Genomic DNA, 26173 nt, shown 5'->3' on the forward strand with positions numbered 1-26173 from the left:
ACCCTGCGCCCACCAGCCTTGACGTTCGGTCACCGCATCTCTATATTACTGACCAGTAGGTTAGTTACTTTCCCCTCGTCCCATGACCAGCCCCATCACTCCGCAGCAAAAGCCGACCAAACCCCGCTGGGAGCGCCGCAAGGACGCCCGCCCGCAGGAACTGCTGTCCGCCGCCCTCGAGCTGTTTGTCGAACGGGGCTATGCGTCTACCCGGCTGGAAGATGTGGCGTCCCGCGCCGGCGTCTCGAAAGGCACGCTGTACCTGTATTTCGAGAACAAGGAAGAACTGTTCAAGGCGGTCATCCGCGAAAGCCTGACCCCGGTGCTGGACGAAGGCGAGGTCCTGATCGACAACTATGCCGGCAACAGCGCGGACCTGTTCCGCGACTTCATCCTGGGCTGGTGGAACAAGGTCGGCGATACCAGCCTGTCCGGCATCACCAAGCTGATGATGGCCGAGGCGGGCAATTTCCCGCAGGCTGCCACCGTCTATCACGACGAGATCATTTCCCGCAGCAACGACATGATCGTGCGCATCCTGAAACGTGGCATCGGGCGCGGCGAATTCCGCCCGCTCGACCTGAAGCACGCCAACATGGTCATTGTTGCCCCCATGCTGACGCTGATGCTATGGAAGCATTCATTCGGCATGTGCCACACCGAACCGATTTCCTCCCCCGACTACCTGCGCTGCTTCATTGACCTGGTCACGAACGGCCTGCTGTGCGCCCCTGCCAGGGATTGAAGGATATTTATGCTGAAACGTCGTTCGTTCTGGATCGCAATCGTGGCGCTGCTGCTGGCGGCAATTGCGATCACCGCCATCCAGAAAAGAAAACCGGCCGTGAATCCGCTGAATCCGCCGGCTGCAATGAAGGCGCCGGCCCCGCTTGAATTCCTGGCAACCGACATCGCCGAAGTCAAATCGGAAGACCTGCGCCAGACGCTGGCGCTGTCGGGCGCGCTGCGTGCGGTCAACCAGGCGGTGGTGAAGGCACGCATTGCCGGCGACGTGCAAGAAGTGCTGGTGCGCGAAGGCGAGGCGGTGACGGCCGGCCAGGTACTGTTGCGGATGGATGCGCGCGAGTACCAGGGAAAGGCGGACCAGGCGCGCGGCGCATTGCAGGCAGCGAAGGCCCAGTTCGACATTGCCACCAAATCGCGCGACAACAACCGGGCGCTGCTGGAAAAAAACTTCATTTCGAAGAACGCTTTTGACAATGCCGAGAGCCAGTTCGAAATCGCGCGCGCCAATGTCGAATCCGCCCGCGCCGCGCTCGACGTGACGCAAAAGGCGCTGTCCGACACCGTGGTCCGGGCGCCGATTTCCGGTTTGGTCAGCAGCCGCGCTGTCCAGCCCGGCGAAAAAGTATCGGCCGACAACAAGCTGCTGGAAATCGTTGACCTGCGCTCGATGGAACTGGAAGGCGCGGTGCCCACTTCCGAGATCACGAGCGTGGTCCTGGGACAGGAAGTAAAGGTACATTTCGCCGGCATCGCTGCTCCGGTCACCGGCAAGGTGGTGCGCATCAATCCTGCCATCCAGGCCGGTTCGCGCTCGATCATGGTCTATGTGCAGATTGACAATCCACAGAACCAGCTGAAATCGGGCATGTTCGGCGACGGCCAGTTGACGTTATCGAAAAAAGCGGGCGTGCTGACCATTCCGCAATCGGCCGTGCGCACTGACGCTGGCAGCAACCATGTCTATGCCATCGAGAACGGCGTGGTGGTGCAAAAACCGGTGCGGCTTGGACTGCGCGGCAGCAGCGGAGCCGAACCGGCGGTGGAAGTGATCGAGGGACTTGCCGCCGGCAACCAGGTGGTGCGTGCCAACCTCGGCAACCTGCGACCCGGAACTGCCGTAAAAGTCATCGGCGCGGTAACGGCGAACGGTGCCAGTGCGGGTGCCGGTGCCGGCGCCACCTCCGGCGCTTCTTCACGATGAACCTCCCCTCTCACAGCACGGCAAGGACCTGAACCATGTGGTTCACTCGCATCAGCATCGGCAACCCGGTACTGGCCACCATGATGATGCTGGCCTTCGTGGTGCTTGGCCTTTTTTCCTACGAGCGGCTGCGGGTCGACCAGTACCCGGACGTGACTTTTCCGGTCGTGGTGGTGCAGACCAATTACCCGGGCGCCGCGCCGGAAACGGTCGAGTCCGACGTCACCCGCAAGGTGGAGGAGGTGGTCAACACCATCAATGGCATCAACAGCCTGACGTCCCGTTCCTACGAAGGGGCGTCGGTCGTGGTCATCGAGTTCGCGCTGACGGTCGATCCGGCGCAGGCGGCGCAGGATGTGCGGGAAAAGGTTGCGCTGGTCAAGTCGGCCTTTCGCAAGGAAGTGGAAGAGCCGCGCGTGACCCGCTACGACCCGGCCGACCGTCCGATCTACTCGGTGTCCGTGTCCGCCGAGCCGGGCAGCAAGGAACGCAGCCTGCGCGAGCTGACCACGATCGCCGACCAGGTAGTCAAGAAGCGTCTTGAAAATGTGCGAGGCGTCGGTTCGGTGACGCTGGTCGGCGGGGTCAAGCGCGAAATCCAGATTTATGTGAAGCCGCAGCAAATGGAAGCGCTCGGGATCGGCGTCGACCATATCATCAATGCAGTGCGCAACGAGAACCAGGAGTTGCCGACCGGCGCCATCCGCGGCAGCGCCGACGAACGCGTGGTCCAGGTGCAGGGCCGGATCCGCAATCCGGAAGAATTCAGCCGCATCATCGTCGCCCGCCGCGGCGGCCAGCCGGTCACCCTGGACCAGGTTGCCAGGGTGGTCGACAGCCAGCAGGAACAAGAGTCGCTGGCCCTGTACAACGGCCAGCGCACCATGGCGCTGGACATACTCAAGGCGCAGGGCCAGAACACGATCGATGTAGCCGACGGCCTGCGCGCCGCGCTGCGCGACCTGGAGCCGACGCTGAAAGCGCTTTATCCGGGAGTCCGCACCGAAGTCATCAAGGATGGCGCGCGCCAGATCCGGGTCGGGGTGGATAACGTGCGCCGCACGCTGATCGAAGGCGCGCTGCTGACGGTGCTGATCGTGTTCCTGTTCCTGAATTCCTGGCGCTCGACCGTGATCACCGGCCTGACACTACCGGTGGCGCTGATCGGCACTTTCCTGTTCATGGACCTGTTCGGCTTCACCATCAACATGATCACGCTGATGGCCATGTCGCTGTGCGTCGGTTTGCTGATCGACGACGCCATCGTGGTCAGGGAAAACATCGTGCGCCACGCCGGCATGAAGGTCGGCGGCCGGTTCAAGAGCCACAAGGAAGCGGCGCTGGAAGGCACGGCGGAAATCGGCCTGGCGGTGCTGGCCACTACCCTCTCGATCGTCGCGGTGTTCCTGCCAGTCGGCTTCATGGGCGGCATCATCGGCCGTTTCTTCCACCAGTTCGGGGTGACGGTGGCGGCGGCCGTCCTGATCTCGATGTTCGTCTCGTTCACGCTCGATCCCATGCTGTCCTCGATCTGGCCCGACCCGGACGCGCACGCCAGCACCCGCCGCACCGAGGGCTGGTATGCGAAGACCATCGGCCGTGTCCTTGGTAAATTCGATGACGGCGTGGAGTGGCTGTCGCGCACCTACCAGGGCTTGCTGCGGTGGTCACTGCGGCACCGCATCGCCACGCTGCTGATCGCTGCTGCAGCTTTCTTCGGTGGCCTGGCGCTACCGGCTGCCGGGCTGATCGGGACCGAATTCGTGCCACAGGCCGACTATTCGGAAACCGGCGTGACATTCTTTACGCCGGTCGGGTCCTCGCTCGAATTCACCGAGTCGAAGGCGCGCCAGGTGGAAGCCGTGCTGCGTGAATTTCCCGAGGTGCGCGACCTGTACACGACCATCAACACCGGCCTGGCGCAGGGCCGCAACTACGCAACGGTTTTCATACGCCTGTCGCCGCGCAGCGAACGCAAGCGCAGCACCACGCAAATGGCAACGCCGATGCGTGAACGGCTGAACAGCCTGGCTGGCGTTACGGTCACCCATATCGGCTCGCTGGATGGCATGGGCGGCGACAACAAGCAGTTGCGCCTGTCCATCCTCGGCCCCGACCTGCAACAGCTGGCACGCATGTCCGAGGAGTTGCAGCGCAAGATGCGGGCAATACCCGGCGTGGTCGACCTCGATTCCAGCCTGAAGGCCGACAAGCCGTCGATCTCGGTGCAAGCGCGGCGCGACATTGCGGCCGACCTGGGCATCGGCGTGGCGCAGATCGGCGGCGCCCTGCGGCCCCTGCTGGCCGGCGAAATCGCCAGCAACTGGCGCGCCCCGGACGACGAAAATTACGACGTCACCGTGCGCCTGTCGCCGGCCGACCGCAATAATCCGGACGACCTGCTGCGGCTGATGCTCCCCAGCTCGCAGCTCAATGCCGACGGCTCGCCGCGCATGGTGCCGCTGCGGCAGGTCGCGACCATCGAGCCGTCGGTCGGCGCCAGCCAGATCAACCGGCGCGACCTGAACCGCGAAGTGGAACTGTCGGCCAACGTGGTCGGCCGCGCCTCCGGCCAGGTCAGCACCGAGATCAGGAAGGCGCTGGAATCCATGAACTGGCCGGCGGGTTACCGCTACCAGGTCGGCGGCGCCACCAAGAACATGCAGGAATCCTTCGGCTACGCGGTCTCGGCGCTGGCGCTGGCAATCATCTTCATCTACATGATCCTGGCGTCCCAGTTCGCCAGCTTCCTGCAGCCGCTGGCGATCATGTCGGCGCTGCCACTGACCCTGATCGGTGTGTTCCTGTCGCTGATGTTGTTCCGCTCGACGCTGAACATGTTCTCCATCATCGGCTTCATCATGCTGATGGGGCTGGTCACCAAGAACGCCATCCTGCTGGTGGATTATGCCAACCAGGCGCGCAAGGCCGGCAGCACGCGGTTCGAGGCGCTGCTGGAGGCTGCCCATGTAAGGCTGCGGCCGATCCTGATGACCACGCTGGCGATGGTGTTCGGCATGGTGCCGCTGGCCTTTGGCATGTCGGAAGGTTCCGAACAGCGCGCGCCGATGGGACAGGCTGTCATCGGCGGCATCATCACCTCGTCGATACTGACGCTGGTGGTGGTTCCCGTGATCTATACCTACCTGGACGACCTGGCGGCCTGGGCCCGGCGCCGCTGGCGCGCGCCCACGCCCGCGGGTGGCCAGGCCACGCTTGCACCGCAGTCGAAGAAAAACGATGTCGTTTGATAGAATGCGCGCTGACCGTCCTCACCAAAATTCCTACTGAATAATGAAAACCGAAGAAGCCCGTTTCAACATGATCGAGCAACAGATCCGCCCCTGGAACGTGCTCGATCCCGAGGTGCTGAACCTGCTGATGATCGTCAAGCGCGAGGATTTCGTGCCGGCAGCCCACCGCAATCTGGCGTTCATGGACACCGAAGTGCCGCTGCCATGCGGTGAAAACATGCTGCCGCCGCGGGTGGAAGCACGCATCCTGCAGGAAGCCGGCGTCAAGAAGCACGAGACCGTGCTGGAAATCGGGGCCGGCTCGGGCTACATGGCGGCCTTGCTGGCCCATCGCGCCCGGCATGTGACCACGGTCGAGATCGAACCGGAACTCAAGTCACTGGCCGCGAAAAACCTTGCCAGCTACGGCCTGGTCAATGTCGACGTGCTCGAGGGTGACGGCGCGCGCGGCTTCAACCGCGGCACCCAGTACGACGTCATCGTCATCTCCGGTTCGCTGCCGGTCCTGCCGGATGAATTCCTGCAGCAAATGAAAGTTGGGGGGCGCCTGCTGGCCTTCATCGGACAGGCGCCGGTGATGCAAGCACAACGCATCACCCGCATGTCGGAAAGCGAGTACCGCACCGAGACCCTGTTCGAGACCAACGTCAAGCCGCTGCGCAATGCGGTGCGGCCGTCACATTTCCGCTTCTGAGCATGAAACATCTCACGGCCCCCGAACTCGCCCTGCGCCTGGCCGACACCAGTCAGCCAGCGCCGATCCTGCTCGACGTGCGCGAGCCGTGGGAATTCCAGACCTGCCACATCGCGGGCGCGACCCTGATACCGATGAACACCGTGTCGGCGCGCCAGCAGGAGCTGGACCCGGATGCGGAAATCGTCTGCATCTGCCACCACGGCGCGCGCAGCATGGCGGTGGCTGCCTTTCTCGAACGCCAGGGCTTCGGCAACGTAAGCAACCTGAGCGGCGGCGTCCATGCATGGGCGGCGCAAGTGGACGGCACCATGCCGACCTACTGAACATACTGATCGACCAAGCGGAGAATCCATGCGCACCACCCTCATCGCCACCCTGCTTGCCAGCACCTTTGCTGTCAGCGACATCCATGCCGCAGACTTGCTGCAGGTGTACCGGGAGGCGCTGGCGAACGATGCGGTAATTACCAGCGCCCGCGCCGCCCTGGCAGCCGGCCGGGAACGTGAACCGCAAGGATTTGCGCAGCTGCTGCCAACGATCGGGCTGGGCGCGGGCAGCACCCGGACCCTGGCGGACATCTCGGCGCCGGGCTTGGCCAGCGATCGCAATAACACCACCAACTCCTACGCCATCTCGCTGACGCAGCCGCTGTTCCGGCTTGGCAACTGGGAAGCGTGGCAACAAAGCAAGCTGCAGGTCGCCGCCACCGAGGCGGTGTATGCGCAAGCACAGCAAGACCTGATGGTGCGGGTATCGCAGGCCTATTTCGATGTGCTGGCCTCGCAGGACGCACTGGCCACGGTCCAAGCGCAAAAGCTGGCAATCACCGAACAACTGGCGTCGGCCAAGCGCAATTTCGAAGTCGGCACAGCGACCATTACTGACACGCACGAAGCGCAGGCCCGTTACGACCTCGCGGTCGCGCAGGAATTCGCCGCCGAGAGCGACTTGCAGATCAAGCGGGCGGCTTTGCAGCAGATCATAGGCAAGCCGGCCGGACCGCTGGCCCCGTTCAAACCCGGACTGACGCTCACGCCCCCCCAGCCGGCGGGCATGGAAGAGTGGGTGTCGAGCGCCGAAGCACAGAACTACGGCGTGGTCGGCCAGCAGCTGGCGGTGGAAATCGCCCAGCGCGAGATCAAGCGCAACCGGGCCGGCCATGCGCCGACCGTCGACCTGCTCGCCAGCCGCGGCCGCAACGTGATCAACGGCTCGACCCTGACCTCGGCGCTGTCGTCAATGAGCACCAATACCACCCAGCTCGGCGTGCAACTGAACGTGCCGCTGTTCTCCGGCTTTGCGGTAACCAGTCGCGTGCGGGAAGCCATCGCGCTGCAGGACAAAGCGCGTTCGGACCTGGAGAACGCGCGCCGCGTTGCGGCGCAGGGCGCACGCCAGGCCTTCGTCGGCGTGTCCAGCGGACTGGCCCAGGTGCGGGCACTGGAAGCAGCCGAAGTATCGAGCAAGTCCGCCCTCGAATCGAACCAGCTGGGTTACCAGGTTGGCGTGCGCATCAACATCGACGTGCTCAATGCGCAGCAGCAGTTGTTCTCGACCCGCCGCGATCTTGCGCGCGCGCGCTATGACACGGTAATCAACGGCCTGCGCCTGAAAAACGCGGCCGGGGTGCTGAAGGAAGACGACCTGGTGCAGGTCAATTCGCTGCTGCAGCCCTGATTCAATCTGCGCGGCGCCGGCGCCGCACGAAAGCGGCCGAGGGCCGGCAGCCAGCCTGCCCCCAAGAAGGGCATCCGGCGTCCAGCTTTTCCGCTTGACGAGCACACAGGCGAGCAATCCGGGCGGTCAAAGGGCAGCCCGGATCGCCGTCGCCATGCGTGACTAACTATTCAGAACCCGTAGCGCGTGCCTGCGACTCACGGCCCTCGACCATCACGAGGAGACCGAGATGCAACGTACATCCAGAAAACATCCAGGCCTGCCTGTCGGCGGCCCGGCACGCCAGGCGCCCGTCACGAAGATCACCACGGGGCTCCCCACTACCAGTACATCAGCCCGCCCGAAGCGGACGGGCATGCTTGCCCTGTCACTGCGCGCCAATCGCATCCCCCATGCACCGGTGCAGCCGCGCTCATACCTTCCGCCGCAGTTGAAAGTGCGGCAAGGGACGAAGCAAGAAGCGTTGCTGCAAGATGCCTTGATGGACGCACTCGTGGAACACCTGGTGCAAGCAAGCTGGCGAGCGGAATCTTGCCCGGAGTCCGATCGGATGGCGCAACGCACTGCCACCGGACTCGGCATGCTGCGCGACTGGATCATCGGCATGACCAGCATGACCAGTCCGGCGATCGCTCTTGATCTGCCGTATGTGCGACGGAAAATCGTCATGCAGATGAGCGCCGTCGCGGCGCCGATGGCGACGCGCATGGCGCTGGTGATGGCTTGCCTGATGGCGGCACAAGCAAGCGGCTACCGGCATGGCGCCCGGCTGCAAATGGATTTCGTGAAGATGGCCAACCGTGCGCCGGATGAGGAGCGCCTGGCACTCCTGCTGGCAGCCTGCTGCACCACAGGGCCACGCACTTCCACCAATGACAGCCTCGGACTTGGCTGCGCGCTGGCGGCAGACGCACTGCGCAACTTGCAGGAAGATCCGCTGCGCCGCGCGCTGGTCGCCGCGGCCCGGCTGGTCACCAGCCTCGCCGCGCAAGCCGCTGGTGCGCCTGGACCGCGCCTGCACTGTCTGGAGGAATTCATCACCATGCTCGCCAGCCACCTGCGCCGGCAACTGCCCGAATGCGCCGAGGTGAGGACGCTGGTCAGGCGCTGCGCCGGGAGACTGGCGGGACTGCTGGCCCCGCTGCCCCATGGCTGGGCCATCGCCCTTCGTACCGACCTGAAAACGATCGAAGCCGACGCGCGGCAGAACCTGGAACGGCTGGCAGGGGCACATCTGGAGCAGATGGAGCAGCTGGTGCAGGATTGCACACAGTCCTGATGCGGCGGCCATTGCACGGCACACGCCACATCGGGCCTCGCGCCCCATGAACCATGGCCAGACCCATGTTGTTTTTCCGATATACTCGACCGGGCAATGCCACGCCCGCCGTGGCATGTTCCCTGCTTGAAGCGTTCGCTGCCCATGTCGGCCCGCGCCGCTTTCCGACTCAAGAAAACCATGCCCATCCTGACCCGCCATTTCGCCCTCGCATTCGGTCTGATCCTGTCCGCCGCCCTGTCCGGCTGCGGCGACAAGCCGGCCAGCGCGCCGCCCGCCGCCGGCATGCCGCCCCCTGAAGTCGCGGTGATAACAGTGGCCGCCGAGAATGTGACCATCAGCACCGAGCTGCCGGGCCGGCTGGAAGCGACCCGCGTCGCCCAGGTCCGCGCGCGCGTGCCGGGCATCGTGCAAAAACGCCTGTTTCGCGAAGGCGGCGAAGTGAAGGCGGGCGAAGTCCTGTTCCAGATCGATCCGGCCCAGTACAAGGCCAACCTGGCCAGCGCAGAAGCGGCATTGGCGCGTGCCGAGGCCAACTTGACGCAGACCACCGCCAAGGCACAACGCTACCAGCCGCTGGTCGAATCCAATGCGATCAGCAAGCAGGAATTTGACGACGCAACCGCCGCCCGGATGCAGGCAAGCGCCGACGTGGCTGCGGCCAAGGCAGCGCGTGAAACAGCACGCCTGAACCTTGGATATGCCACCGTGAGCTCGCCGATTTCGGGGCGCATCGGACGCGCGCTGGTCACTGAAGGCGCGCTGGTCGGCCAGGGCGAGGCGACCCAGCTGGCCGTGGTGCAGCAGATCGACCCGATCTACGTCACCCTGACCCAGTCCAGCAACGACATGGAGAACCTGCAGCGGGCACTGAGCGAGGGCAAGCTCAAGCGCCTGTCCGGGAATGGCGTGCGGGTAACGCTGGTGACGCAAGACGGCCGTCCATATGGCGAGCCGGGCAAGCTGCTGTTCTCGGACATCAGCGTCGACGAGAGTTCCGGCGCCGTGATCCTGCGCGGCGTATTCCCCAATCCGGCTCGCAGCCTGTTGCCCGGCATGTATGTGCGCGCCCGGCTGGAACAGGCGGTGCGCGAGCAATCGATCATGATCCCGCAGCAGGCAGTGCAGCGCACGGGAGACAAGGCCAGCGTCCTGGTGGTGCAGCCGGACGGCAAGGTCGAAGCACGGCCGATCAAGACCGAAGGCAGCCTGGGTGACCAATGGATCGTCAGCGCCGGCCTGAAGCCAGGCGAGACGGTGATCGTCGAAGGCTTGCAGAAAGCCCGGCCGGGCGCATCGGTGAAACCGGTGCAATGGCAAAAGCCGGCCGCGGCCCCGGCAGCCGCTGCTGCTGGCACGGCCCCTGCCGCTCCTGCCGCTCCTGCATCCGCTGCATCTGCTGCAACTCCCGCAGCATCCGCCGCGGCCAGCAAGCCGGCTCCGCAAACAAAATAACAGGAACAGCACATGGCGAAGTTTTTCATCGATCGCCCGGTATTCGCCTGGGTCATCGCGCTGTTCATCCTGCTCGGCGGCGCGCTGGCAGTCATGCAATTGCCGGTATCGCAATACCCCACCATCGCCCCGCCGTCGATCGTTGTCACCGCCAACTATCCGGGCGCATCGGCAAAGATCGTCGACGAGAGCGTGGTCAGCCTGATCGAACAGGAAATGAACGGAGCCGAAGGACTGCTGTACATGGAGTCGCTCAGCGATGCCAACGGCCAGGGCCAGATCACGGTGACATTCCGCAGCGGCACCAATCCCGACCTGGCGGCAGTCGATGTCCAGAACCGCCTGAAGCGGGTCGAAGCACGCTTGCCGCAGGTAGTGACGCAGCAGGGCGTGCAGGTGACCAAGGCGCGCAGCAACTTCCTGCTGTTCACCACCCTGTCATCCACCGACGGCTCGCTCGATCCGGTGGCGCTGGGCGACTACATGACGCGCAATGTGCTCAATGAACTGCGGCGCGTGCCCGGCGTCGGCCAGGCGCAATTGTTCGGCACCGAGCGGGCGATGCGCATCTGGCTCGATCCCGACAAGCTGGTAGGGTTTCGCCTGACACCGGCCGACGTCGCCGCTGCGGTGCGCGCGCAGAATGCGCAGGTCGCCTCAGGCACGCTGGGCGACCTGCCCAGCCCCGTCTCGCAGCAGATCGCGGTGCAGGTGGTGGTGGCCGGGCAGCTCGCCTCGACCGAACAATTCGGGAACATTGTGCTGCGCGCCAATCCGGACGGCTCGAGCGTGCGGCTCCGGGACGTGGCGCGGATTGAACTGGGCGGGCAGAACTATGCCACTTCCGCACGCCTGAACGGCAAGCCGAACTCCGCCATCGGCGTCCAGCTGTCCCCCACCGCCAACGCGCTGGAGACGGCCAAGCTGGTGCGCGCCAAGATGAACGAACTGTCACGCTATTTCCCGGCCAGCGTGAAGTACGACATCCCCTACGACACCTCGCTGTTCGTGCAGATTTCCATCAAGGAGGTGGTGAAGACGCTGCTTGAAGCGGTGGCGCTGGTATTCCTGGTGATGTACCTGTTCCTGCAGAACATCCGCTATACGCTGATCCCGACCATCGTGGTCCCGATCGCGTTGATGGGAACCTTCGCTACCATGGCCGCATTCGGCTATTCGATCAACGTGCTGACCATGTTCGGCCTGGTGCTGGCGATCGGCATCCTGGTCGACGACGCCATCGTGGTGGTGGAGAACGTCGAGCGCATCATGACCGAGGAGGGCCTGTCGCCGCGCGACGCCACCCGCAAGGCAATGGGCCAGATCACCGGCGCCATCGTCGGCATCACGCTGGTGCTGGTTGCGGTGTTCATTCCCATGGCATTCTTTGGCGGCGCGGTCGGCGCCATTTACCGGCAATTCACGGTATCAATGGTGTCGGCGATGCTGTTCTCGGCATTGATGGCCCTGACCCTGACCCCGGCACTGTGCGCGACGCTGCTCAAGCCGATCGCGAAAGGACATCATGTCGAGAAGCGCGGCTTCTTCGGCTGGTTCAACCGCGGCTTCAAGAGCACGACCGACCGCTACCAGGGCGTGGTGGCGCGCATGCTGAAAAAAACCATGCGCTACATGGTGATCTACGGCCTGATCATCGTCTGCGTGGTGCTGCTGTTCGCGCGCATGCCGACTTCTTTCCTGCCCAGCGAAGACCAGGGCTTCCTGATCACCAACGTGCAACTGCCGCCAGGCGCCAGCGCCAACCGCACGCAGGCGGTCATCAAGCAGGTAGAGGACTACTACCTGAACAATCCCCTCATCGAACGCGTGGTTGCAGTGACCGGCTTCAGCTTCTCGGGCAGCGGCCAGAACGCCGGCCTGGTGTTCACCCCCCTGATCGACTGGGACAAGCGTCACGGCAAGGATGAGAACGCCACCTCCATCGTCGGCAAGGCATTCGGCGTGCTGTCCGGCATCCGCGATGCGATCGTGTTCCCGGTCAATCCGCCGCCGATCCGCGAACTGGGCAACGCCACCGGCTTCTCGTTCCGGCTGCAGGACCGCGCGGGGCTGGGGCATGAGGCGCTGATTGCAGCGCGCAACCAGTTGATGGGCCTGGCCTCGAAAAGCAAGGTCGTGGTCGGGATCCGTCCGGAAGGGCTGGAAGATACGCCGCAACTGCAGCTCGACATCGACCGCGACAAGGCCAGTGCGCTGGGCGTGTCGTTCGCCGACATCAGCACGGTCCTGTCCAACACCATGGGTTCGTCCTACCTGAACGACTTCCCCAACCAGGGCCGCATGCAGCGCGTGATCCTGCAGGCCGATGCGCCCGAGCGGCTGCGTCCGGAAGACCTGCAGAAGCTGTACGTGCGCAACGCCAAGGGCAACATGGTGGCGCTATCCTCCTTCAGCACCTCGCGCTGGATCACCGGCGCAGTGCAGCTGGTGCGCTTCAACGGTTACCCGTCGGTGCGGCTGTCGGGCGACGCCGCACCGGGACGCAGCACCGGCGAGGCGCTGGCGGAAATGGAACAGCTGGTGACGCAATTGCCGGCCGGCTTCGGCTACGAATGGACCGGACAGTCCTTCGAAGAAAAAACCTCGGGCTCGCAGGCGCCGGCGCTGTTCGCGCTGTCCTTGCTGGCCGTGTTCCTGGTGCTGGCCGCACTGTATGAAAGTACCTCGATCCCGCTGTCGGTGCTGCTGGTGGTGCCACTGGGCGTGCTGGGCGCGCTCTTGGGCGCCAACATGCGCGGCATGCCCAACGACGTCTACTTCAAGGTCGGCCTGATTGCAATCATCGGCCTGTCGGCCAAGAACGCGATCCTGATCATCGAGTTCGCGAAAGACCTGCAGGCACAGGGCAAGGGGCTGGTCGAATCCACGCTGGAAGCCGTGCACCTGCGCTTCCGCCCGATCCTGATGACTTCATTGGCCTTCATCCTCGGCGTGCTGCCGCTGGTGATCGCCAGCGGTGCCGGCTCGGCCAGCCAGCGCGCGATCGGCACCGGCGTGATGGGCGGCATGATCACGGCCACCGTGCTGGCGGTGTTCCTGGTGCCGGTGTTCTTCGTGGTGGTGCGCCGGATCTTCACCGGCAGCGAGCGGCAGCGCAAGATGTATGCAGCACATCTGGACAAGGAGAGCGCGAATGACCAGCCGGTTTAATTCTGCCGGACCAGGCGCAGCGGCGCTGCTGATCGCCGCCGCATTGGCCGGTTGCTCGCTCACGCCGGAATTCACGCGGCCGGTGGCGCCGGTGGCCGACGCCTTCCCGCTCGCCGGCACAGCGCTGGAGCGGCAGGCGGCGTCGGAAATCGGCTGGCGCCAATTTTTCCCCGATCCGCGCTTGCAGGCGCTGATCGCGGCCGCGCTGGAAAACAACCGCGACCTGCGCACCGCCGCCTTGCGGGTGGAAGAAGCGCGCGCGCTGTACAACGTGCAATCGGCCGACCAGCTGCCAACCATCAATGCGACCGGCAACGCCAGCCGCTCGCGCACGCCGCTCGGCCTGACGTCCAGCGGCCGCCCCTCAGTGTCTGGCAACTACCAGGTCGGCCTGTCGCTGGCAGCATTCGAACTGGATTTCTTCGGCCGCGTGCGCAGCCTGTCGGAGGCGGCATTGTCGCAATTCCTGGCGACCGAGGAAGCACAACGTTCGGCGCGGATCTCGCTGGTGGCGGAAGTCGCCAGGACTTACCTGGCCGAGCGTTCCCTGGCCGAGCAAATGGCGCTGGCGCAGAGCACGATGCTGGCGCGCAACGAAGCCATGAAGCTGGCGCGGCAACGCTTTGACGTCGGCGCCTCGTCGGCGCTCGACCTGCGCCAGGCCGAAACCTTGCTGCAGGCAGCCCAGATCGCCCAGCTGGTACTGGCCCGCCAGCAGGCGCAGGCAATGAATGCCCTGACTTTGCTGGCCGGGCAGCCGCTGAACGCCTTGCCGCCGGCGAAGCCGCTGTCCGAGCAAGGCGTGGTCAGCGACATTCCGCCCGGCCTTCCATCCGACCTGCTGGCGCGCCGGCCCGACATCCGCGCGGCGGAGCAGCGGCTGCGCGCAAGCAACGCCAACATCGGCGCAGCGCGCGCTGCGTTTTTTCCGCGCATCTCGCTGACCTCCGGCCTGGGCCTGGGCAGCAATGAACTGTCGACCCTGTTCGAAGGCGCCTCGAAAAGCTGGTCCTTCGTGCCACAGTTGACGCTGCCGCTGTTCGACGCCGGCCGCAGCAGCGCCAACCTGTCGCTGGCGCAGGCGCGCAACAGCCTGGCGGTAGTCGACTACGAGCGCAGCATCCAGGTGGCGTTCCGCGAAGTGGCCGATGCGCTGGTCGCACGCGACCTGCTCGACCAGCAGGTCGAGGCGCAGCGGCTGACGGTGGAAGCTCAGGCCGACCGCGCACGGCTGTCGGAACTGCGCGCCCGCAATGGCATTGCCGGCTCGCTGGAAGTGCTGGATGCCCAACGCGAATTGTTCGCTGCGCAGCAGGCGCTGATCCAGGCGCGGCAACTGCGGCTCACGAATGCGGTGGACCTGTACCGCAGTTTGGGGGGTGGACTGCTGGAGAGCAATCAGCAGGCTGCAGTATCGGCGCCCACGCGCTGATTCGCAGCCCCTTGCGGCAGGCACGAATCTGCATGCCCATAGCAGCCAATTTGTCGTGGGCGGCATGACGGATCGCGGTGATCTGGCAGGCAAACTGTTTCTCATTTCAGTCAAATTGGATTATTTGACAATAATGAGAAACAGTAAATCGCAACAAGTCCGCTCACCGATGCGGGAATCCAATTAGCGGGCGGTCAAGCCCTCAGTGCGCGCGCTACCGAGAGACAGTGTCGCGTCTGTTCGAGTATGGCGTCGGGAATCAGCACTTCGCCGCGCAGTGCCGACTGTATCCAGTGGGCGGTGGCAGCACTGTCACTGCCCACTGGCAAGTCCGGCCACTGTTCGACGGGCGCCTGGCGCTCGACCAGCACTTGCCGTTCCCCGGCATGAAACCAGTCGATCTGGTTGGCCCGTTTCGGATTGGCCACCGTCTCGCCTTCCGTGCCGCGCATCAGGAACACGTCGCCGCGCCCGGCCGGCGCCAGGGTCGAGAAATATTCGCCGAGCATCAGCAGATATTCGGGGTGGGTGTACGAGGTCAACCGCAAGGCCGGGCATTCGAATGGCTGCAGGATCTTGACCAGCGTATGGGTCGAGTTGCGCACGCCGAGAACACGCCGCACCGCCAGCAAGCGCGCCATTTTCGGCGCCAGGGTCTCGATCGGGAGGAAGGCCGGTTGCCGTCTCGTGAAAGATTGCTGGACCGCATCCGCCGACATCGCTGGCGCGATGCCCATCGCGCCAAGGATTTCTGCGCTGGTCACGCGCCCCGGATCGGACGTCACCCCATGCATCAGCACCGGCACGCCCTCGCGCGCCAGCAGCATTGCCAGCAATGGTGTCAGGTTCGGCATCTGCCGCGAACCGTTGTAGCTGGGGATCACGACCGGCGCCAACTCTCCGGGCGGCGCCGGCAGCAGCGCGAAGGATTGCTCGGCCGCGTCCAGGAAACCGGCGATTTCATCCACCGATTCGCCTTTGATGCGCATGGCGAGCAGGATGCCGCCGAGCTCAAGCTCGGTGACACGCTGGTCGAGCATGGCGGCATAGAGTTGCCGGGCGTCGGCGCGCGACAGGCTGCGAGCGCCTTTCTTGCCGCGGCCGATTTCCTTGATGAAAGGGGCTGCTTTGAATGCCTGGATATCGGAAGTCATCGGTGAAGTTTACACGCAGACAGCATGCCAGGCTCGCGCGTGCACAAGCATTCGTCGTACATGCGCGCTCGATTCCGGGGCGAGGATCGGATCGGCAACTGGTCCCGAGTCGTGCGGCACCCGAGGCCGGTGCTGGCCCGCTTCCTTTACAATGACGCTTTGCAAGAAGCTCCCCCCTCCCCATGAAAGTCCTCGGCGTCGAATCCTCCTGTGACGAAACCGGCATTGCCATCTATGACACGGATCGCGGCCTGCTCGGCCATGCGCTGCATTCGCAGGTAGCAATGCACGAGGAGTATGGCGGCGTGGTGCCGGAACTGGCCTCGCGTGACCATGTGCGGCGCGCCCTGCCGCTGCTGGAGCAGGCGCTGCGCGACAGCGGCGTGGGACTGGATCAGATCGACGCGATCGGCTACACCGAAGGTCCGGGGCTGGCCGGCGCGCTGCTGGTTGGCGCCTCGTTCGCTTGCGGATTGGGCCTGGCGCTGGACAAGCCGGTGCTCGGCATTCATCACCTGGAAGGCCACCTGCTGTCGCCGCTGCTGTCGGCTGCACCGCCAGAATTTCCCTTTGTCGCCCTGCTGGTGTCGGGCGGCCACACCCAGTTGATGCGGGTCGATGGCGTCGGCCAATACCAACTGCTGGGCGAGACGGTAGACGATGCGGCGGGTGAGGCTTTCGACAAGTCGGCCAAGCTGCTGGGACTCGGTTATCCGGGCGGTCCGGCCATTTCGCGACTGGCCGAGTTCGGCGATCCCGGCGCTTACAAGCTGCCGCGGCCGATGCTGCATTCTGGCGACCTGAATTTCAGCTTCTCCGGGCTGAAGACCGCGGTGCTGACCGTGGTGAAAAACCAGATCACGAATATCTGCGAGCAGGACAAGGCCAACGTGGCGCGGGCATTCGTCGATGCCATCGTGGACGTGCTGGTGGCCAAGTCAGTCTCGGCACTGAAACAGACCGGGCTGAAGCGGCTGGTGATCGCCGGCGGCGTCGGCGCCAACGGACAGTTGCGTTCGGCGCTGAATGCGGCGGCGGCGAAGCGCCAGTTCAAGGTCTATTACCCTGAACTGGAGTTTTGCACGGATAACGGGGCGATGATCGCTTTTGCAGCAGCGATGCGGCTGCAGCGCCATCCGGATGCTGCGCGGCGGGATTATGGCTTCACGGTGCGGCCGCGCTGGCCGCTGGAAGATTTGGACTGAGTTCCTGCGGCAGGAGCCTGCGTTTCATGGGCTGGGCATTACCCATATCCTGATTCATAGCGGAGACCGTCGCAATCCCTGCTTCCAACCACTACTTCTTCTTGCTGCCACCGATGCGGCCTTCCTTCCCCGCAAGCAGGTTTCCAATGTTGCTGCGGTGCCGGTAAATCAGCAGCGCGCTCATCACGCCTACTGCCAGCAACTGCCCATCGATCCCGAACAGCAGGCCGTAATAGAACGGCGCGAATGCCGCTGCCATCAGCGCAGCAAAGGACGAATAGCGGAACGCGTAGGCGATCACGAGCCAGGTAAGCAGCGTCGCCAGCCCCAACCACGGGTTGATGCCAAGCAGCACGCCCAGCGCGGTGGCAACGCCCTTGCCGCCCTGGAATCGGAAAAACACCGGGAACAGGTGGCCCAGGAATACCGCCAGCGACACCGCTGCAATGCCGGATTCCTCGACGCCGAACTGCGGCCCCAACCGTATCGCCAGCCACACCGCAAACCAGCCCTTGATGCAATCCCCGAGCAGGGTCGCCGCTGCCGCCTTCTTGTTACCGGTACGCAGAACATTGGTGGCGCCCGGGTTTTTTGATCCGTAGGTTCGCGGATCGGCAAGCCCGGAAAACCGGCTGACGACCACCGCGAACGAGACCGATCCGATCAGATAGGCTGCCAGCACAAACAAAAATGTATTCATTGCTCCCCCTTCAAACTGCATTGTTTTTTATTCCGGCAGCGCGCATTCGACAGCCGTGACCGACAGCAGCGACGGCAACAGCGCCGGATCGATGCCGACCAGGTAACCGCGCCGTCCGCCGTTGATATAGATTTTCGGAAGCGACAGCACCGACTTTTCCACGTACACCGGCATCGCCTTGCGCAGGCCGAACGGCGAGGTTCCGCCAACCAGATAGCCGGAGTGGCGGTTGGCCACTTCGGGCTTGCACGGTTCAACCGACTTGACGCCGATCTGGCGCGCCAGGTTCTTGGTCGATACCTTGCAGTCGCCGTGCATCAGCACCACCAGCGGACGCGCCGCATCATCCTGCATGACCAGGGTCTTGACGACGCAGTGTTCATCCACGCCCAGTTCGCGCGCGGAAACTGCCGTGCCGCCATGTTCTTCATAGGCGTAAGGATGTTCAGTGAAGGCGACACCCGCCTTGCGCAGGAACTGGGTGGCGGGTGTTTCGGATACGTGCTTTGCCATGCGGGAGTGTTGGTTGCAGCGACAGTACGAGGAAAGTACGGCGGCAGTAAAGCCAGCCAAAGCCGCCAAAGCCGCCAAAGCCGAGCATTATGCCGCATCCGGCGCCCGGATCATCCGCGCGGATGATGCTGCGCATGCAGTTTCTTCAGGCGCTCCCGTGCCACATGGGTGTAAATCTGGGTGGTGGAAATGTCAGCATGGCCGAGCAACAACTGCACCACCCGCAAATCTGCGCCGTGATTCAGCAGGTGGGTGGCAAAGGCGTGGCGCAGCGTATGCGGCGACAGCGGCGCATTGATGCCCGCCTTGATCGTGTATTTTTTTATCAGCACCCAGAACATCTGGCGCGTCATGGGACCGCCGCGACCGGTGACGAACAAGGCATCGTCGACCTGGCCGCCGAGGATCTCGCCGCGCGCATCCCGCAGGTATTTCTCGATCCAGCCGCGGGCTTCTTCGCCGAACGGCACCAGCCGCGTCTTGTTGCCCTTGCCGGTGATGCGCAGCACGCCTTCGTTCATGCCCAACTCGACCGACTTCAGGTTCACCAGCTCGGACACGCGCAGGCCGCTTGCATACATCAATTCCAGCATGGTCCGGTCGCGCAGGCCGAGAGCCGTATGGGTATCGGGCGCCGCCAGCAGCGCCTCGACCTGCAATTCGCTCAGGGTCTTGGGAAAGCGTTCCGGCTGTTTGGCCGCCCTGATGCGCAGGCAGGGGTCGGCGCTGATGCGGTTCTGGCGCAGGGCCAGTTGATAGAAGCGGCGCAGCACCGCCAGCCGGCGATTGGACGACGTGGCCTTGCTGGTCGCATGGCGCGCTGCAAGGTAGGCATTCACATCGTCAGCACCGGCCGCGTGCAGTGCGGTGGCCCGCTCCCGTTGCAGCCACGCCGCAAACAGCGCGAGGTCGCGCCGGTAGGCCTCGAGCGTGTTCTTGGACAGCCCGTCTTCCAGCCACAGGGTGTCGCAAAAATCGTCGATTTCCGCCTGGCCCGGTTGCACAACGCTACTCATCGGGGCACGCCCGCGCCCTCGTGTGCCAGCAGCCAGCGTTTGACGCCGAGCTGGAAGCCGGCCTGGTCGTCCGAATGGGCAAAACCGCCAAGTCCTCCGGCTGCGGTCACGCGATGACAGGGAATCACCAGCGGGAACCAGTTCGCGCCGCAAGCCTGGCCGACCGCGCGCGGCGCGGATTGCAACGCTCGGGCGACCTGGCCGTAGGTCAGCAGGCTGCCGCGCGGTATGGCGGAAATGATGTCCCAGACCCGGCGCTGGAATGCCGTGCCGGCAGGCGCCAGCGGCAGGTCGAAGCGGAAATCGGGATCAGTGAAATAAGCCTGCAGTTGCCGCACGACGCGTTCGGCGAGCTCGCTTTCGGCCGGCTTCTCGTCAAAGCCCGGCGGCAGGTAAACCAGTTCGCGCACCAACGCCCCCTCGGTACGAACGCCCACCGCGCCAAATGGCGCATGGACGATTGCCGAGAAAAGATGGTCGTTGTGATTTCGCATCCGGGAAGCATAGCAAAACCAGCGCCCGGCCGGCACTGTCTTGCGGGCAGGATGAAAATGAGAACAGAGGTAAACGAAAAAAGCCCCCGGCTGGTGGCCAGGGGCTTGCTTGCAACTTGCCGACGGGTAGCGTCAGCAGTGCAGGATGATCACTTCCCGTAAAGCAGGTTCGGCAGCCACAAACTGATCTCCGGCACGTAGGTAACCAGCATCAGGAAGCCGAGCATGGTCAGCAGCCATGGCATCACCGCGATCGTCAGTTCGGTAATGCCCATTTTGGTAATGCCCGAGGCGACATACAGGTTCAGGCCAACCGGCGGATGGCACATGCCGACCTCCATGTTCACCACCATCATGATGCCGAAATGGACCGGATCGATGCCCAGCTTCATGGCGACCGGGAACAGGATCGGCGCCATGATCAGTACGATCGATGACGGCTCCATCACATTCCCTGCCAGCAGCAGCAGCACGTTGACGATCAGCAGGAAGGCAACCACGCCGAATCCCTTGTCCATGATCCAGCCCGCCATTTCCTGCGGGATGTTCTCGCTGGTCATCAGGAAGGAGAACAGCACGGCGTTGGTGATGATGTACAGCAGCATCGCGGACATTGACGCCGAATCGAGCAGGACTTTGGGAATCTGCTTGAGCGACATGTCCTTGTAGATGAACACCGCCACGATGAAAGCGTACACCGCCGACATTGCCGCCGCTTCGGTCGGCGTGAACACGCCGGTATAAATGCCGCCGATGACGATCACGATCAGCAGCAGTCCCCATACGCTCTCGCGCAAGGCCAGCAGGCGCTCGGCCCAGGTGGCGCGGCGCATGCGCGGATAGTTGTTCTTGCGCGCCAGGTACCAGGTGGTCAGGCCGAGCAGGAACGCCAGCATCAGGCCGGGAACGATGCCCGCCATGAACAGCTTGCCGACCGAGGTGTTGGTGGAGACCGAATACATCACCATCACGATCGAGGGCGGGATCAGGATCCCGAGCGCGCCGGAGGTGGTGATGACGCCGGCACCGAAGCGGTTCGGATAACCCTGCTTGACCATGGCCGGCAGGATGATCGAGCCGATCGCCACCACGGTCGCCGGGCTGGAGCCCGAGACGGCGGCAAACAACGCGCAGGCAACCACGCCAGCCAGCGCAAGGCCGCCGTGCCAGTGACCGACCATGGAGGTTGCGAAGCGGATCATGCGGCGGGCGACGCCGCCGTGGGTCAGGAAGTTACCGGCCAGGATGAAGAACGGGATCGCCATGATCTCGAACTTCTCGATGCCCGTGAACAGCTTCAGCGCCACCGATTCGATCGGCACCGACGTCATCGTGAACAGGAATGTCAGTACCGTCAGGCCGAGCGAGATGGAGATCGGCATGCCGGTCAGCATCAGCGCGAACAGCAGTACGAAAATGATGGCTGCATTCATATTTTTGCTCCCGCGATGTCTTCCTTGTCGGGATCAAGTCCTTCGACGTGTGCATGGTCGTGCTTGGGCAGTTCGCCGGTACGGATGAAGTTCCATATCACCTGCAGGAAACGGAAGCACATCAGGTAGGAACCGAGCGGAATGGCCATGTAGACCATCCACATCGGCAGTTCCAGGACTTCCGAGGTGCTGGTGGTATGGCTGAGCTCGTAGCAGAAGGTGGCGCCGAGCGTGCCGACGATGCCGGTGAACAGCGCACCGGCGGCCAGGCCGAACACGATCATCTTGCCGCGCCAGTTGTCATTCAGGCGGTTGACCAGCACGTCGACCCCGACGTGGATGCCGGTCCGCACGCCGTAGGCAGCTCCGAATTTTGCCATCCACACGAACATGAAGATGGTCAGTTCCTGAGCCCAGCTGGTGTTGAGCTGGATCAGCCAGTCCTGCAGGCCGGGAATCGCAAAACCCGACAGGTAGCGATGCACGACCGCTACGAAAACGACAAGCGTCGCCAATGCCATCAGAGTGGCGATAAGCCACTCTTCGAGATGGTCCAGAAATTTCACATTCCCTCCCCGTTGTTTTTTTTCGTCCTGCGGACGGCCTTCAACAAAAACGCCCCGGAATTGCAGTGGCATTTATAACACGCTGCCATGCGTTTCCGGGGCTACAGGAGACATCCGCCCCCTGCCTGACTGCTTGCTGCTTACTACTTGTAGCCCAACGCCAGGGCTTCCTTGTTGACCGCCTGGATGATATCGCGGCCAATGCGCGCTTCCATGTCCTTTTGCACCGGCAGCAGGGCACGGCGCCATTCAGCCTTTTCCGGCGGCGTCAGCGAATAGACCCTGGTCTTGCCGGACTTGCGAACGGCGTCCAGCGCGCGGTCGTTTTCCTGCTGGGCGATGGCGTTGGCGTACTTGGTCGAGTCTTTCATCGCATTTTGCAACTGGCCGCGCACATCGGCGGGCAGCCCGTCCCAGAATTTCTTGTTGACGATCACGGCGTAGCCCAGGTACCCATGGTCCGACAGCGTGACATGCTTCTGGACCTCATGCATCTTCTGCGTGTACAGGTTGGACGGCGGATTCTCGGTGCCGTCCACCACGCCGGTCTGCAGCGCCTGGTACACCTCGGAGAACGCCATCACCTGCGGGTTGGCACCAAGCGCGCGCATCTGGGCATCCAGCACCTTGGACGACTGTATGCGCATCTTCATGCCCCTGAAATCAGCCGGAACGTGCATCGGCTTGTTCGAGGACATCACCTTGAAACCGTTGTCCCAATAGGCCAGCCCGACGATGCCCTTGGGCTCGAGCTTCTTGAACAGTCCCTTGCCGACCGGGCCTTCCGTGACGCGATAGAGCACGTCCTTGCCCGGGAAGATGTACGGCAGGTCGAACAATTCGAATTCCTTCACGCCCAGCGGACCGAACTTGGCCAGCGAAGGCGCCAGCATCTGCACTGCGCCCAGTTGCAGGGCCTCGAGCTCTTCCTTGTCCTTGTACAGCGAGCTGTTCGGGTAGAGTTCGACCTTGACCCGCCCCTTGGTGTATTTTTCGGCGAGTTCCTTGAACCGCTCGGCACCCTTGCCCTTGGGCGTGTCATTGGCAACGACGTGGCTGAATTTCAGTACGATCGGCGCTTGGGCGAAAGCAGCGGTCGAGAACGTGGCAGCGACCGCCAGCGAAGCAAACAAAGTGTGCAAGGTGCGACGATTCATAAAATGGCTCCGCTTGTGGGTAAGCATTTTCAAGGGTGCCCATTGTCATTACCGGCCTGCGCAGCAACAAGTGTGGATAACCACAATGGATGCAGTGCAGCAAAAGCGCGGTATTCGGTACACTGTCGCTTCCCTCCCTTTCCCTGTCCGCTCTTGCACTAAACTTTCGTTCTTCGCACACTCCAGCCCATGAACTCTGACTTACGGCGCTCGGTCGCCCTGCTTGGCGGTAGTCGCAACCTGTGGCGCTGGCTGCTCCCCTTGTTGCTGTTGCTGCTATTCCTCGCCACGCTGCTCTGGTTGCCCTGGCAGGCACAGCGCATCGAGGCCAGCGAACGGCGCGAGCAACTGATCGCCGACACGCTGTGGGTCGAACAGACCATCCGCTTCCAGCTCAGCCGCAACGAGGAGAGCATGCGATTGCTGGCGAACGACATGCTGGCCGGCCACCTGAATGAGCAGCAATGGCGTGACCGGGTCGCGGCGTTGTTGCGTAACAGCCGCGAAGTGCGCCGGCTGGCCTGGCTCGACGCCGATGGCGAAGTCCGCCTGTCGTCGGACGGCATGTCCTCAGCCGATCTTTCGCCGCAATCAAAAGAAGCAGGCGAGAGCGCCAGGAAATCAAGGCGCGGCGAATACAGCGTGCCCGCGCCCCAGCCAGGCTTGTCGGCGCCCATGCTGATGGATTATCACCTGCCGATGTTCCGCAACGGCCGCTATGCCGGCAGCCTGGTCGCAAGTTATCCGACCTCGCGCATGCTCGACGAACTGGTGCCGTGGTGGTTCGCGCAGGACAACGAGATCGCGCTGATCGACAATGACGAGGCCGTGATCGACAAGCGGGCAGCGGGCGGTCCCGGGCGCAACGTGTACACCCACACCAGGGCGCTCGACCTGCCCGGTGTCGACCTCAGCCTGCGCACCAACAGCCTGAAGGGCGCGCCGGGCTTGCTGCCCAACCTGCTGGTCGGCTCGGTGATTGCGCTGTCGCTCAGCCTGGCATGGAGCCTGGCCGCGCTATGGCGCGACATCAGGCGCCGCCTGGCGGCAGAAGGCGCGCTGCGGCAACAGGTGTCGTTCCGCAGCGCGATGGAAAATTCCCTGCTGACCGGACTGCGCGCGCGCGACCTGGAAGGGCGCATCACCTATGTCAATCCGGCATTCTGCGAAATGGTCGGCCTGCCCGCCTCGGAACTGGTGGGCAAGCGTCCGCCCATGCCCTATTGGGCGCCGGAAGCCATGGAGGAATACCAGGGCAGGTTCACCCAGGTGCTGGCCGGCCACGCAACGCCGCAATTCGAAACCGTTTTCCAGCGCTCGAACGGCGAGCGCTTCCCGGTGCTGGTGTTCGAATCGCCGTTGATGGACGGCGGACGGCAGACCGGCTGGATGAGTTCGTTACTGGACATCTCGGAGTTGCGCCGGGTCGAGAACCTGAGCCGGCAGCAACAGGAGCAACTGCAGGCCAGTGCGCGCCTTGCCAGCATGGGGGAGATCGCGTCGACGCTGGCGCATGAACTGAACCAGCCGCTGGCGGCGATCTCGAGCTACACGACCGGCGTGCTGAACTTGCTGGACAGCGGCAAGCCGGCCGATCCAGGACTGTTGCGCGATGCGGTGGAAAAGGCCAACCAGCAGGCGCAGCGCGCCGGCCACATCATCCGCAGCGTGCATGCGTTCGTGAAGAAGCGCGCACCGGCACGCGAAGCGGTCGATATCGGCAAGCTGGTCGAGAGCCTGTTGCCGCTGGTCGAACTGCAAGCGCGCGAGGCCTATGTGTCGGTGCAGCTCAACATCGAGCCGGGACTTCCGCCGGTGCTGGCCGACAGCGTGATGCTGGAGCAGGTGGTTCTGAACCTGACCCGGAATGGCATTGAATCGATGCTGGACGTGGCGCCCGAACGGCGCAGCCTGCGGGTGGCAGTGCGGCGCGACTCGTCGGCCGATACGCCGGCGGTGGAAGTGCTGGTGACCGACCGCGGACACGGCATTCCGGAAGAGGTGGCCGAGCGGCTGTTCTCGCCCTTCTTCTCGACCAAGGCTGAAGGCATGGGCATGGGGCTCAACATTTGCCGCACAGTGGTGGAGTCGCATGGCGGCACACTGACGCAGGCCGCCAATCCGGGAGGGGGAACCGTGTTCAGGTTCTCGATCCCGGCGACTGCCGGCGCGCAGCGCCGGCAGTAACGAACGGCTAGTTCGAATCTTTGGAACCACCGTTACTGGCGCCCGGCGGCATTGCCGGAGCGCGACTGCTGCGCCGCTCATGGGCGCCATGCAGGTCTTCAGATGCCATTTTTGTACCTGAAATGAAATTGTTGAAAAAGCCAGTTACACTTGTGCGCCGGCCCAACGCCCCACGTAATGCGCGCGACGAGCTTCGTAACCCGCTTCCCGGATCAGTTCAATTTTTCACTACGGTACGATGCTGCACATAGTTGACGACGAAGAAGTAATCCGCGACGCCCTCGGCTGGCTGGCCCGCACGCGCGGCATCAAGGCCACCGCCTACCCCACGGCGGATGCATTCCTGCAATCGCTCGACGCGCCGCTGCATTTCGACCCGGACGGCGACTGCCTGCTGCTCGACATCCGCATGCCTTCAATGTCCGGCGTGGTGCTGTTCGATACGCTGCTTGCGCGCGGACTGGTGGCGCGCCTGCCGGTAATCTTCCTGACCGGGCATGGCGATGTTCCGCTTGCCGTCGACAGCATCAAGCGCGGCGCCTTCGACTTTTTCGAAAAGCCGTTCAATGACAACACCTTGATGGACCGGGTACAGGAAGCGCTGGCCGCCTCGCGCGCTGGCACCGAGTCGGCCGAAGTGCAGGCGCGCTTGACGACGTTGTCGGCGCGGGAGCGCGAAGTGCTCGACCTGATCCTGGAAGGGAACATGAACAAGGTGATCGCCGACAAGCTCGGCATCAGCATGCGCACGGTCGAAGTCCACCGGGCGCACATCTTCGACAAGATGAACGTCAAGACCGCGGTGGAGCTGGCGCGCCTGCTCAAGTGAACCCGC

The 26173-nt window shown here is 63.8% G+C and carries 21 protein-coding genes; 13 read left to right on the forward strand and 8 right to left on the reverse strand.

The annotated features are described in order from the left end of the window. The first annotated feature begins 82 nt into the window (after positions 1 to 82). The 10 genes from FVE66_RS16130 to FVE66_RS16175 all read left to right on the forward strand — a co-directional run bounded on the left by FVE66_RS16130 (position 83) and on the right by FVE66_RS16175 (position 14913). The gene (locus tag FVE66_RS16130; protein WP_151448468.1) at positions 83 to 745 is read left to right on the forward strand and encodes a TetR/AcrR family transcriptional regulator; all 663 of its coding nucleotides are present in this window, start codon (positions 83 to 85) and stop codon (positions 743 to 745) included. Between the two features lie 9 nt (positions 746 to 754). Next, positions 755 to 1948, forward strand: a complete 1194-nt coding sequence (locus FVE66_RS16135) for an efflux RND transporter periplasmic adaptor subunit (protein WP_151448469.1) — start codon at positions 755 to 757, stop codon at positions 1946 to 1948. Positions 1949 to 1983: 35 nt separating this feature from the next. Then, on the forward strand, positions 1984 to 5199 hold the full coding sequence (locus tag FVE66_RS16140; RefSeq protein WP_151448470.1) for an efflux RND transporter permease subunit: 3216 nt from the start codon (positions 1984 to 1986) through the stop codon (positions 5197 to 5199). A gap of 43 nt (positions 5200 to 5242) precedes the next feature. After that, on the forward strand, positions 5243 to 5896 hold the full coding sequence (locus tag FVE66_RS16145) for a protein-L-isoaspartate O-methyltransferase family protein (protein ID WP_151448471.1): 654 nt from the start codon (positions 5243 to 5245) through the stop codon (positions 5894 to 5896). A gap of 2 nt (positions 5897 to 5898) precedes the next feature. Then, the gene (locus FVE66_RS16150) at positions 5899 to 6222 is read left to right on the forward strand and encodes a rhodanese-like domain-containing protein (protein WP_151448472.1); all 324 of its coding nucleotides are present in this window, start codon (positions 5899 to 5901) and stop codon (positions 6220 to 6222) included. Positions 6223 to 6250: 28 nt separating this feature from the next. Next, positions 6251 to 7576: a TolC family outer membrane protein gene (locus tag FVE66_RS16155; protein WP_151448473.1), complete on the forward strand. Its 1326-nt coding sequence runs from the start codon at positions 6251 to 6253 to the stop codon at positions 7574 to 7576. A gap of 229 nt (positions 7577 to 7805) precedes the next feature. Further along, a complete protein-coding gene (locus tag FVE66_RS16160) occupies positions 7806 to 8855 on the forward strand; it encodes a hypothetical protein (protein ID WP_151448474.1) in 1050 nt (349 codons plus the stop codon). 180 nt (positions 8856 to 9035) lie between these two features. Then, positions 9036 to 10310, forward strand: a complete 1275-nt coding sequence (locus FVE66_RS16165) for an efflux RND transporter periplasmic adaptor subunit (protein WP_166454484.1) — start codon at positions 9036 to 9038, stop codon at positions 10308 to 10310. A gap of 12 nt (positions 10311 to 10322) precedes the next feature. Beyond that, positions 10323 to 13481, forward strand: a complete 3159-nt coding sequence (locus tag FVE66_RS16170) for an efflux RND transporter permease subunit (RefSeq protein WP_151448475.1) — start codon at positions 10323 to 10325, stop codon at positions 13479 to 13481. Next, entirely contained in the window at positions 13465 to 14913 is a 1449-nt protein-coding gene (locus FVE66_RS16175; RefSeq protein WP_151448476.1) for an efflux transporter outer membrane subunit, read from the forward strand. Before FVE66_RS16170 ends, FVE66_RS16175 begins: the two co-directional genes overlap by 17 nt. A 194-nt stretch (positions 14914 to 15107) precedes the next feature. Here the strand turns inward: FVE66_RS16175 and ybiB are convergent, their stop codons facing one another. Next, positions 15108 to 16067 (reverse strand): DNA-binding protein YbiB, encoded by a 960-nt coding sequence (ybiB, locus tag FVE66_RS16180; protein WP_151448477.1) that lies wholly within the window; start codon positions 16065 to 16067, stop codon positions 15108 to 15110. A 182-nt stretch (positions 16068 to 16249) separates the two neighbouring features. Here ybiB and tsaD point away from each other — a divergent pair, with 182 nt between their 5' ends. Beyond that, entirely contained in the window at positions 16250 to 17272 is a 1023-nt protein-coding gene (gene tsaD / locus FVE66_RS16185; protein ID WP_151448478.1) for a tRNA (adenosine(37)-N6)-threonylcarbamoyltransferase complex transferase subunit TsaD, read from the forward strand. A gap of 91 nt (positions 17273 to 17363) precedes the next feature. Here the strand turns inward: tsaD and plsY are convergent, their stop codons facing one another. From plsY to FVE66_RS16220, 7 genes are all read right to left on the reverse strand, one after another. Next, positions 17364 to 17972: a glycerol-3-phosphate 1-O-acyltransferase PlsY gene (plsY, locus tag FVE66_RS16190; RefSeq protein ID WP_151448479.1), complete on the reverse strand. Its 609-nt coding sequence runs from the start codon at positions 17970 to 17972 to the stop codon at positions 17364 to 17366. Positions 17973 to 17999: 27 nt separating this feature from the next. After that, positions 18000 to 18485 carry a Cys-tRNA(Pro) deacylase gene (gene ybaK, locus FVE66_RS16195; RefSeq protein ID WP_151448480.1) on the reverse strand — a complete coding sequence of 162 codons (486 nt, stop codon included), beginning with the start codon at positions 18483 to 18485 and terminating at the stop codon, positions 18000 to 18002. Positions 18486 to 18595: 110 nt separating this feature from the next. Then, positions 18596 to 19501, reverse strand: coding sequence for a site-specific tyrosine recombinase XerD (xerD, locus tag FVE66_RS16200; RefSeq protein ID WP_151448481.1), 906 nt, complete (start codon positions 19499 to 19501; stop codon positions 18596 to 18598). Next, positions 19498 to 19995, reverse strand: a complete 498-nt coding sequence (locus FVE66_RS16205) for a methylated-DNA--[protein]-cysteine S-methyltransferase (protein ID WP_151448482.1) — start codon at positions 19993 to 19995, stop codon at positions 19498 to 19500. The genes xerD and FVE66_RS16205 overlap by 4 nt, the downstream gene beginning before the upstream one ends. 149 nt (positions 19996 to 20144) lie before the next feature. Next, the gene (locus FVE66_RS16210; RefSeq protein WP_151448483.1) at positions 20145 to 21428 is read right to left on the reverse strand and encodes a TRAP transporter large permease; all 1284 of its coding nucleotides are present in this window, start codon (positions 21426 to 21428) and stop codon (positions 20145 to 20147) included. Beyond that, positions 21425 to 21994: a TRAP transporter small permease gene (locus FVE66_RS16215; RefSeq protein ID WP_194164404.1), complete on the reverse strand. Its 570-nt coding sequence runs from the start codon at positions 21992 to 21994 to the stop codon at positions 21425 to 21427. Before FVE66_RS16215 ends, FVE66_RS16210 begins: the two co-directional genes overlap by 4 nt. Before the next feature lie 143 nt (positions 21995 to 22137). Next, positions 22138 to 23151, reverse strand: a complete 1014-nt coding sequence (locus FVE66_RS16220) for a TRAP transporter substrate-binding protein (RefSeq protein ID WP_151448485.1) — start codon at positions 23149 to 23151, stop codon at positions 22138 to 22140. Between the two features lie 189 nt (positions 23152 to 23340). Between FVE66_RS16220 and FVE66_RS16225 the strand changes: the two genes are divergently transcribed. Together FVE66_RS16225 and FVE66_RS16230 are read left to right on the forward strand one after the other, a co-directional pair. Then, positions 23341 to 25338 (forward strand): sensor histidine kinase, encoded by a 1998-nt coding sequence (locus FVE66_RS16225; RefSeq protein WP_151448486.1) that lies wholly within the window; start codon positions 23341 to 23343, stop codon positions 25336 to 25338. Between the two features lie 238 nt (positions 25339 to 25576). Further along, on the forward strand, positions 25577 to 26167 hold the full coding sequence (locus FVE66_RS16230; RefSeq protein ID WP_151448487.1) for a response regulator transcription factor: 591 nt from the start codon (positions 25577 to 25579) through the stop codon (positions 26165 to 26167). Positions 26168 to 26173 lie beyond the last annotated feature (6 nt).

Origin of the sequence: Lacisediminimonas profundi, from assembly GCF_008831265.1 — a bacterium.
Classification (GTDB): Bacteria; Pseudomonadota; Gammaproteobacteria; order Burkholderiales; family Burkholderiaceae_D; genus Lacisediminimonas; species Lacisediminimonas profundi.

What these genes read in the sequence shown, in the direction of transcription:
- ybaK (WP_151448480.1), bottom strand. Translation starts at nt 18,485, where the DNA reads ATGGCAAAGCACGTATCCGAAACACCCGCCACCCAGTTCCTGCGCAAG.
- FVE66_RS16165 (WP_166454484.1), top strand. Translation starts at nt 9,036, where the DNA reads ATGCCCATCCTGACCCGCCATTTCGCCCTCGCATTCGGTCTGATCCTG.
- ybiB (WP_151448477.1), bottom strand. Translation starts at nt 16,067, where the DNA reads ATGACTTCCGATATCCAGGCATTCAAAGCAGCCCCTTTCATCAAGGAA.
- xerD (WP_151448481.1), bottom strand. Translation starts at nt 19,501, where the DNA reads ATGAGTAGCGTTGTGCAACCGGGCCAGGCGGAAATCGACGATTTTTGC.
- FVE66_RS16140 (WP_151448470.1), top strand. Translation starts at nt 1,984, where the DNA reads ATGTGGTTCACTCGCATCAGCATCGGCAACCCGGTACTGGCCACCATG.
- FVE66_RS16205 (WP_151448482.1), bottom strand. Translation starts at nt 19,995, where the DNA reads ATGCGAAATCACAACGACCATCTTTTCTCGGCAATCGTCCATGCGCCA.
- FVE66_RS16175 (WP_151448476.1), top strand. Translation starts at nt 13,465, where the DNA reads ATGACCAGCCGGTTTAATTCTGCCGGACCAGGCGCAGCGGCGCTGCTG.
- FVE66_RS16220 (WP_151448485.1), bottom strand. Translation starts at nt 23,151, where the DNA reads ATGAATCGTCGCACCTTGCACACTTTGTTTGCTTCGCTGGCGGTCGCT.
- FVE66_RS16230 (WP_151448487.1), top strand. Translation starts at nt 25,577, where the DNA reads ATGCTGCACATAGTTGACGACGAAGAAGTAATCCGCGACGCCCTCGGC.
- FVE66_RS16155 (WP_151448473.1), top strand. Translation starts at nt 6,251, where the DNA reads ATGCGCACCACCCTCATCGCCACCCTGCTTGCCAGCACCTTTGCTGTC.
- FVE66_RS16145 (WP_151448471.1), top strand. Translation starts at nt 5,243, where the DNA reads ATGAAAACCGAAGAAGCCCGTTTCAACATGATCGAGCAACAGATCCGC.
- FVE66_RS16210 (WP_151448483.1), bottom strand. Translation starts at nt 21,428, where the DNA reads ATGAATGCAGCCATCATTTTCGTACTGCTGTTCGCGCTGATGCTGACC.
- FVE66_RS16130 (WP_151448468.1), top strand. Translation starts at nt 83, where the DNA reads ATGACCAGCCCCATCACTCCGCAGCAAAAGCCGACCAAACCCCGCTGG.
- tsaD (WP_151448478.1), top strand. Translation starts at nt 16,250, where the DNA reads ATGAAAGTCCTCGGCGTCGAATCCTCCTGTGACGAAACCGGCATTGCC.
- plsY (WP_151448479.1), bottom strand. Translation starts at nt 17,972, where the DNA reads ATGAATACATTTTTGTTTGTGCTGGCAGCCTATCTGATCGGATCGGTC.
- FVE66_RS16135 (WP_151448469.1), top strand. Translation starts at nt 755, where the DNA reads ATGCTGAAACGTCGTTCGTTCTGGATCGCAATCGTGGCGCTGCTGCTG.
- FVE66_RS16150 (WP_151448472.1), top strand. Translation starts at nt 5,899, where the DNA reads ATGAAACATCTCACGGCCCCCGAACTCGCCCTGCGCCTGGCCGACACC.
- FVE66_RS16160 (WP_151448474.1), top strand. Translation starts at nt 7,806, where the DNA reads ATGCAACGTACATCCAGAAAACATCCAGGCCTGCCTGTCGGCGGCCCG.
- FVE66_RS16170 (WP_151448475.1), top strand. Translation starts at nt 10,323, where the DNA reads ATGGCGAAGTTTTTCATCGATCGCCCGGTATTCGCCTGGGTCATCGCG.
- FVE66_RS16225 (WP_151448486.1), top strand. Translation starts at nt 23,341, where the DNA reads ATGAACTCTGACTTACGGCGCTCGGTCGCCCTGCTTGGCGGTAGTCGC.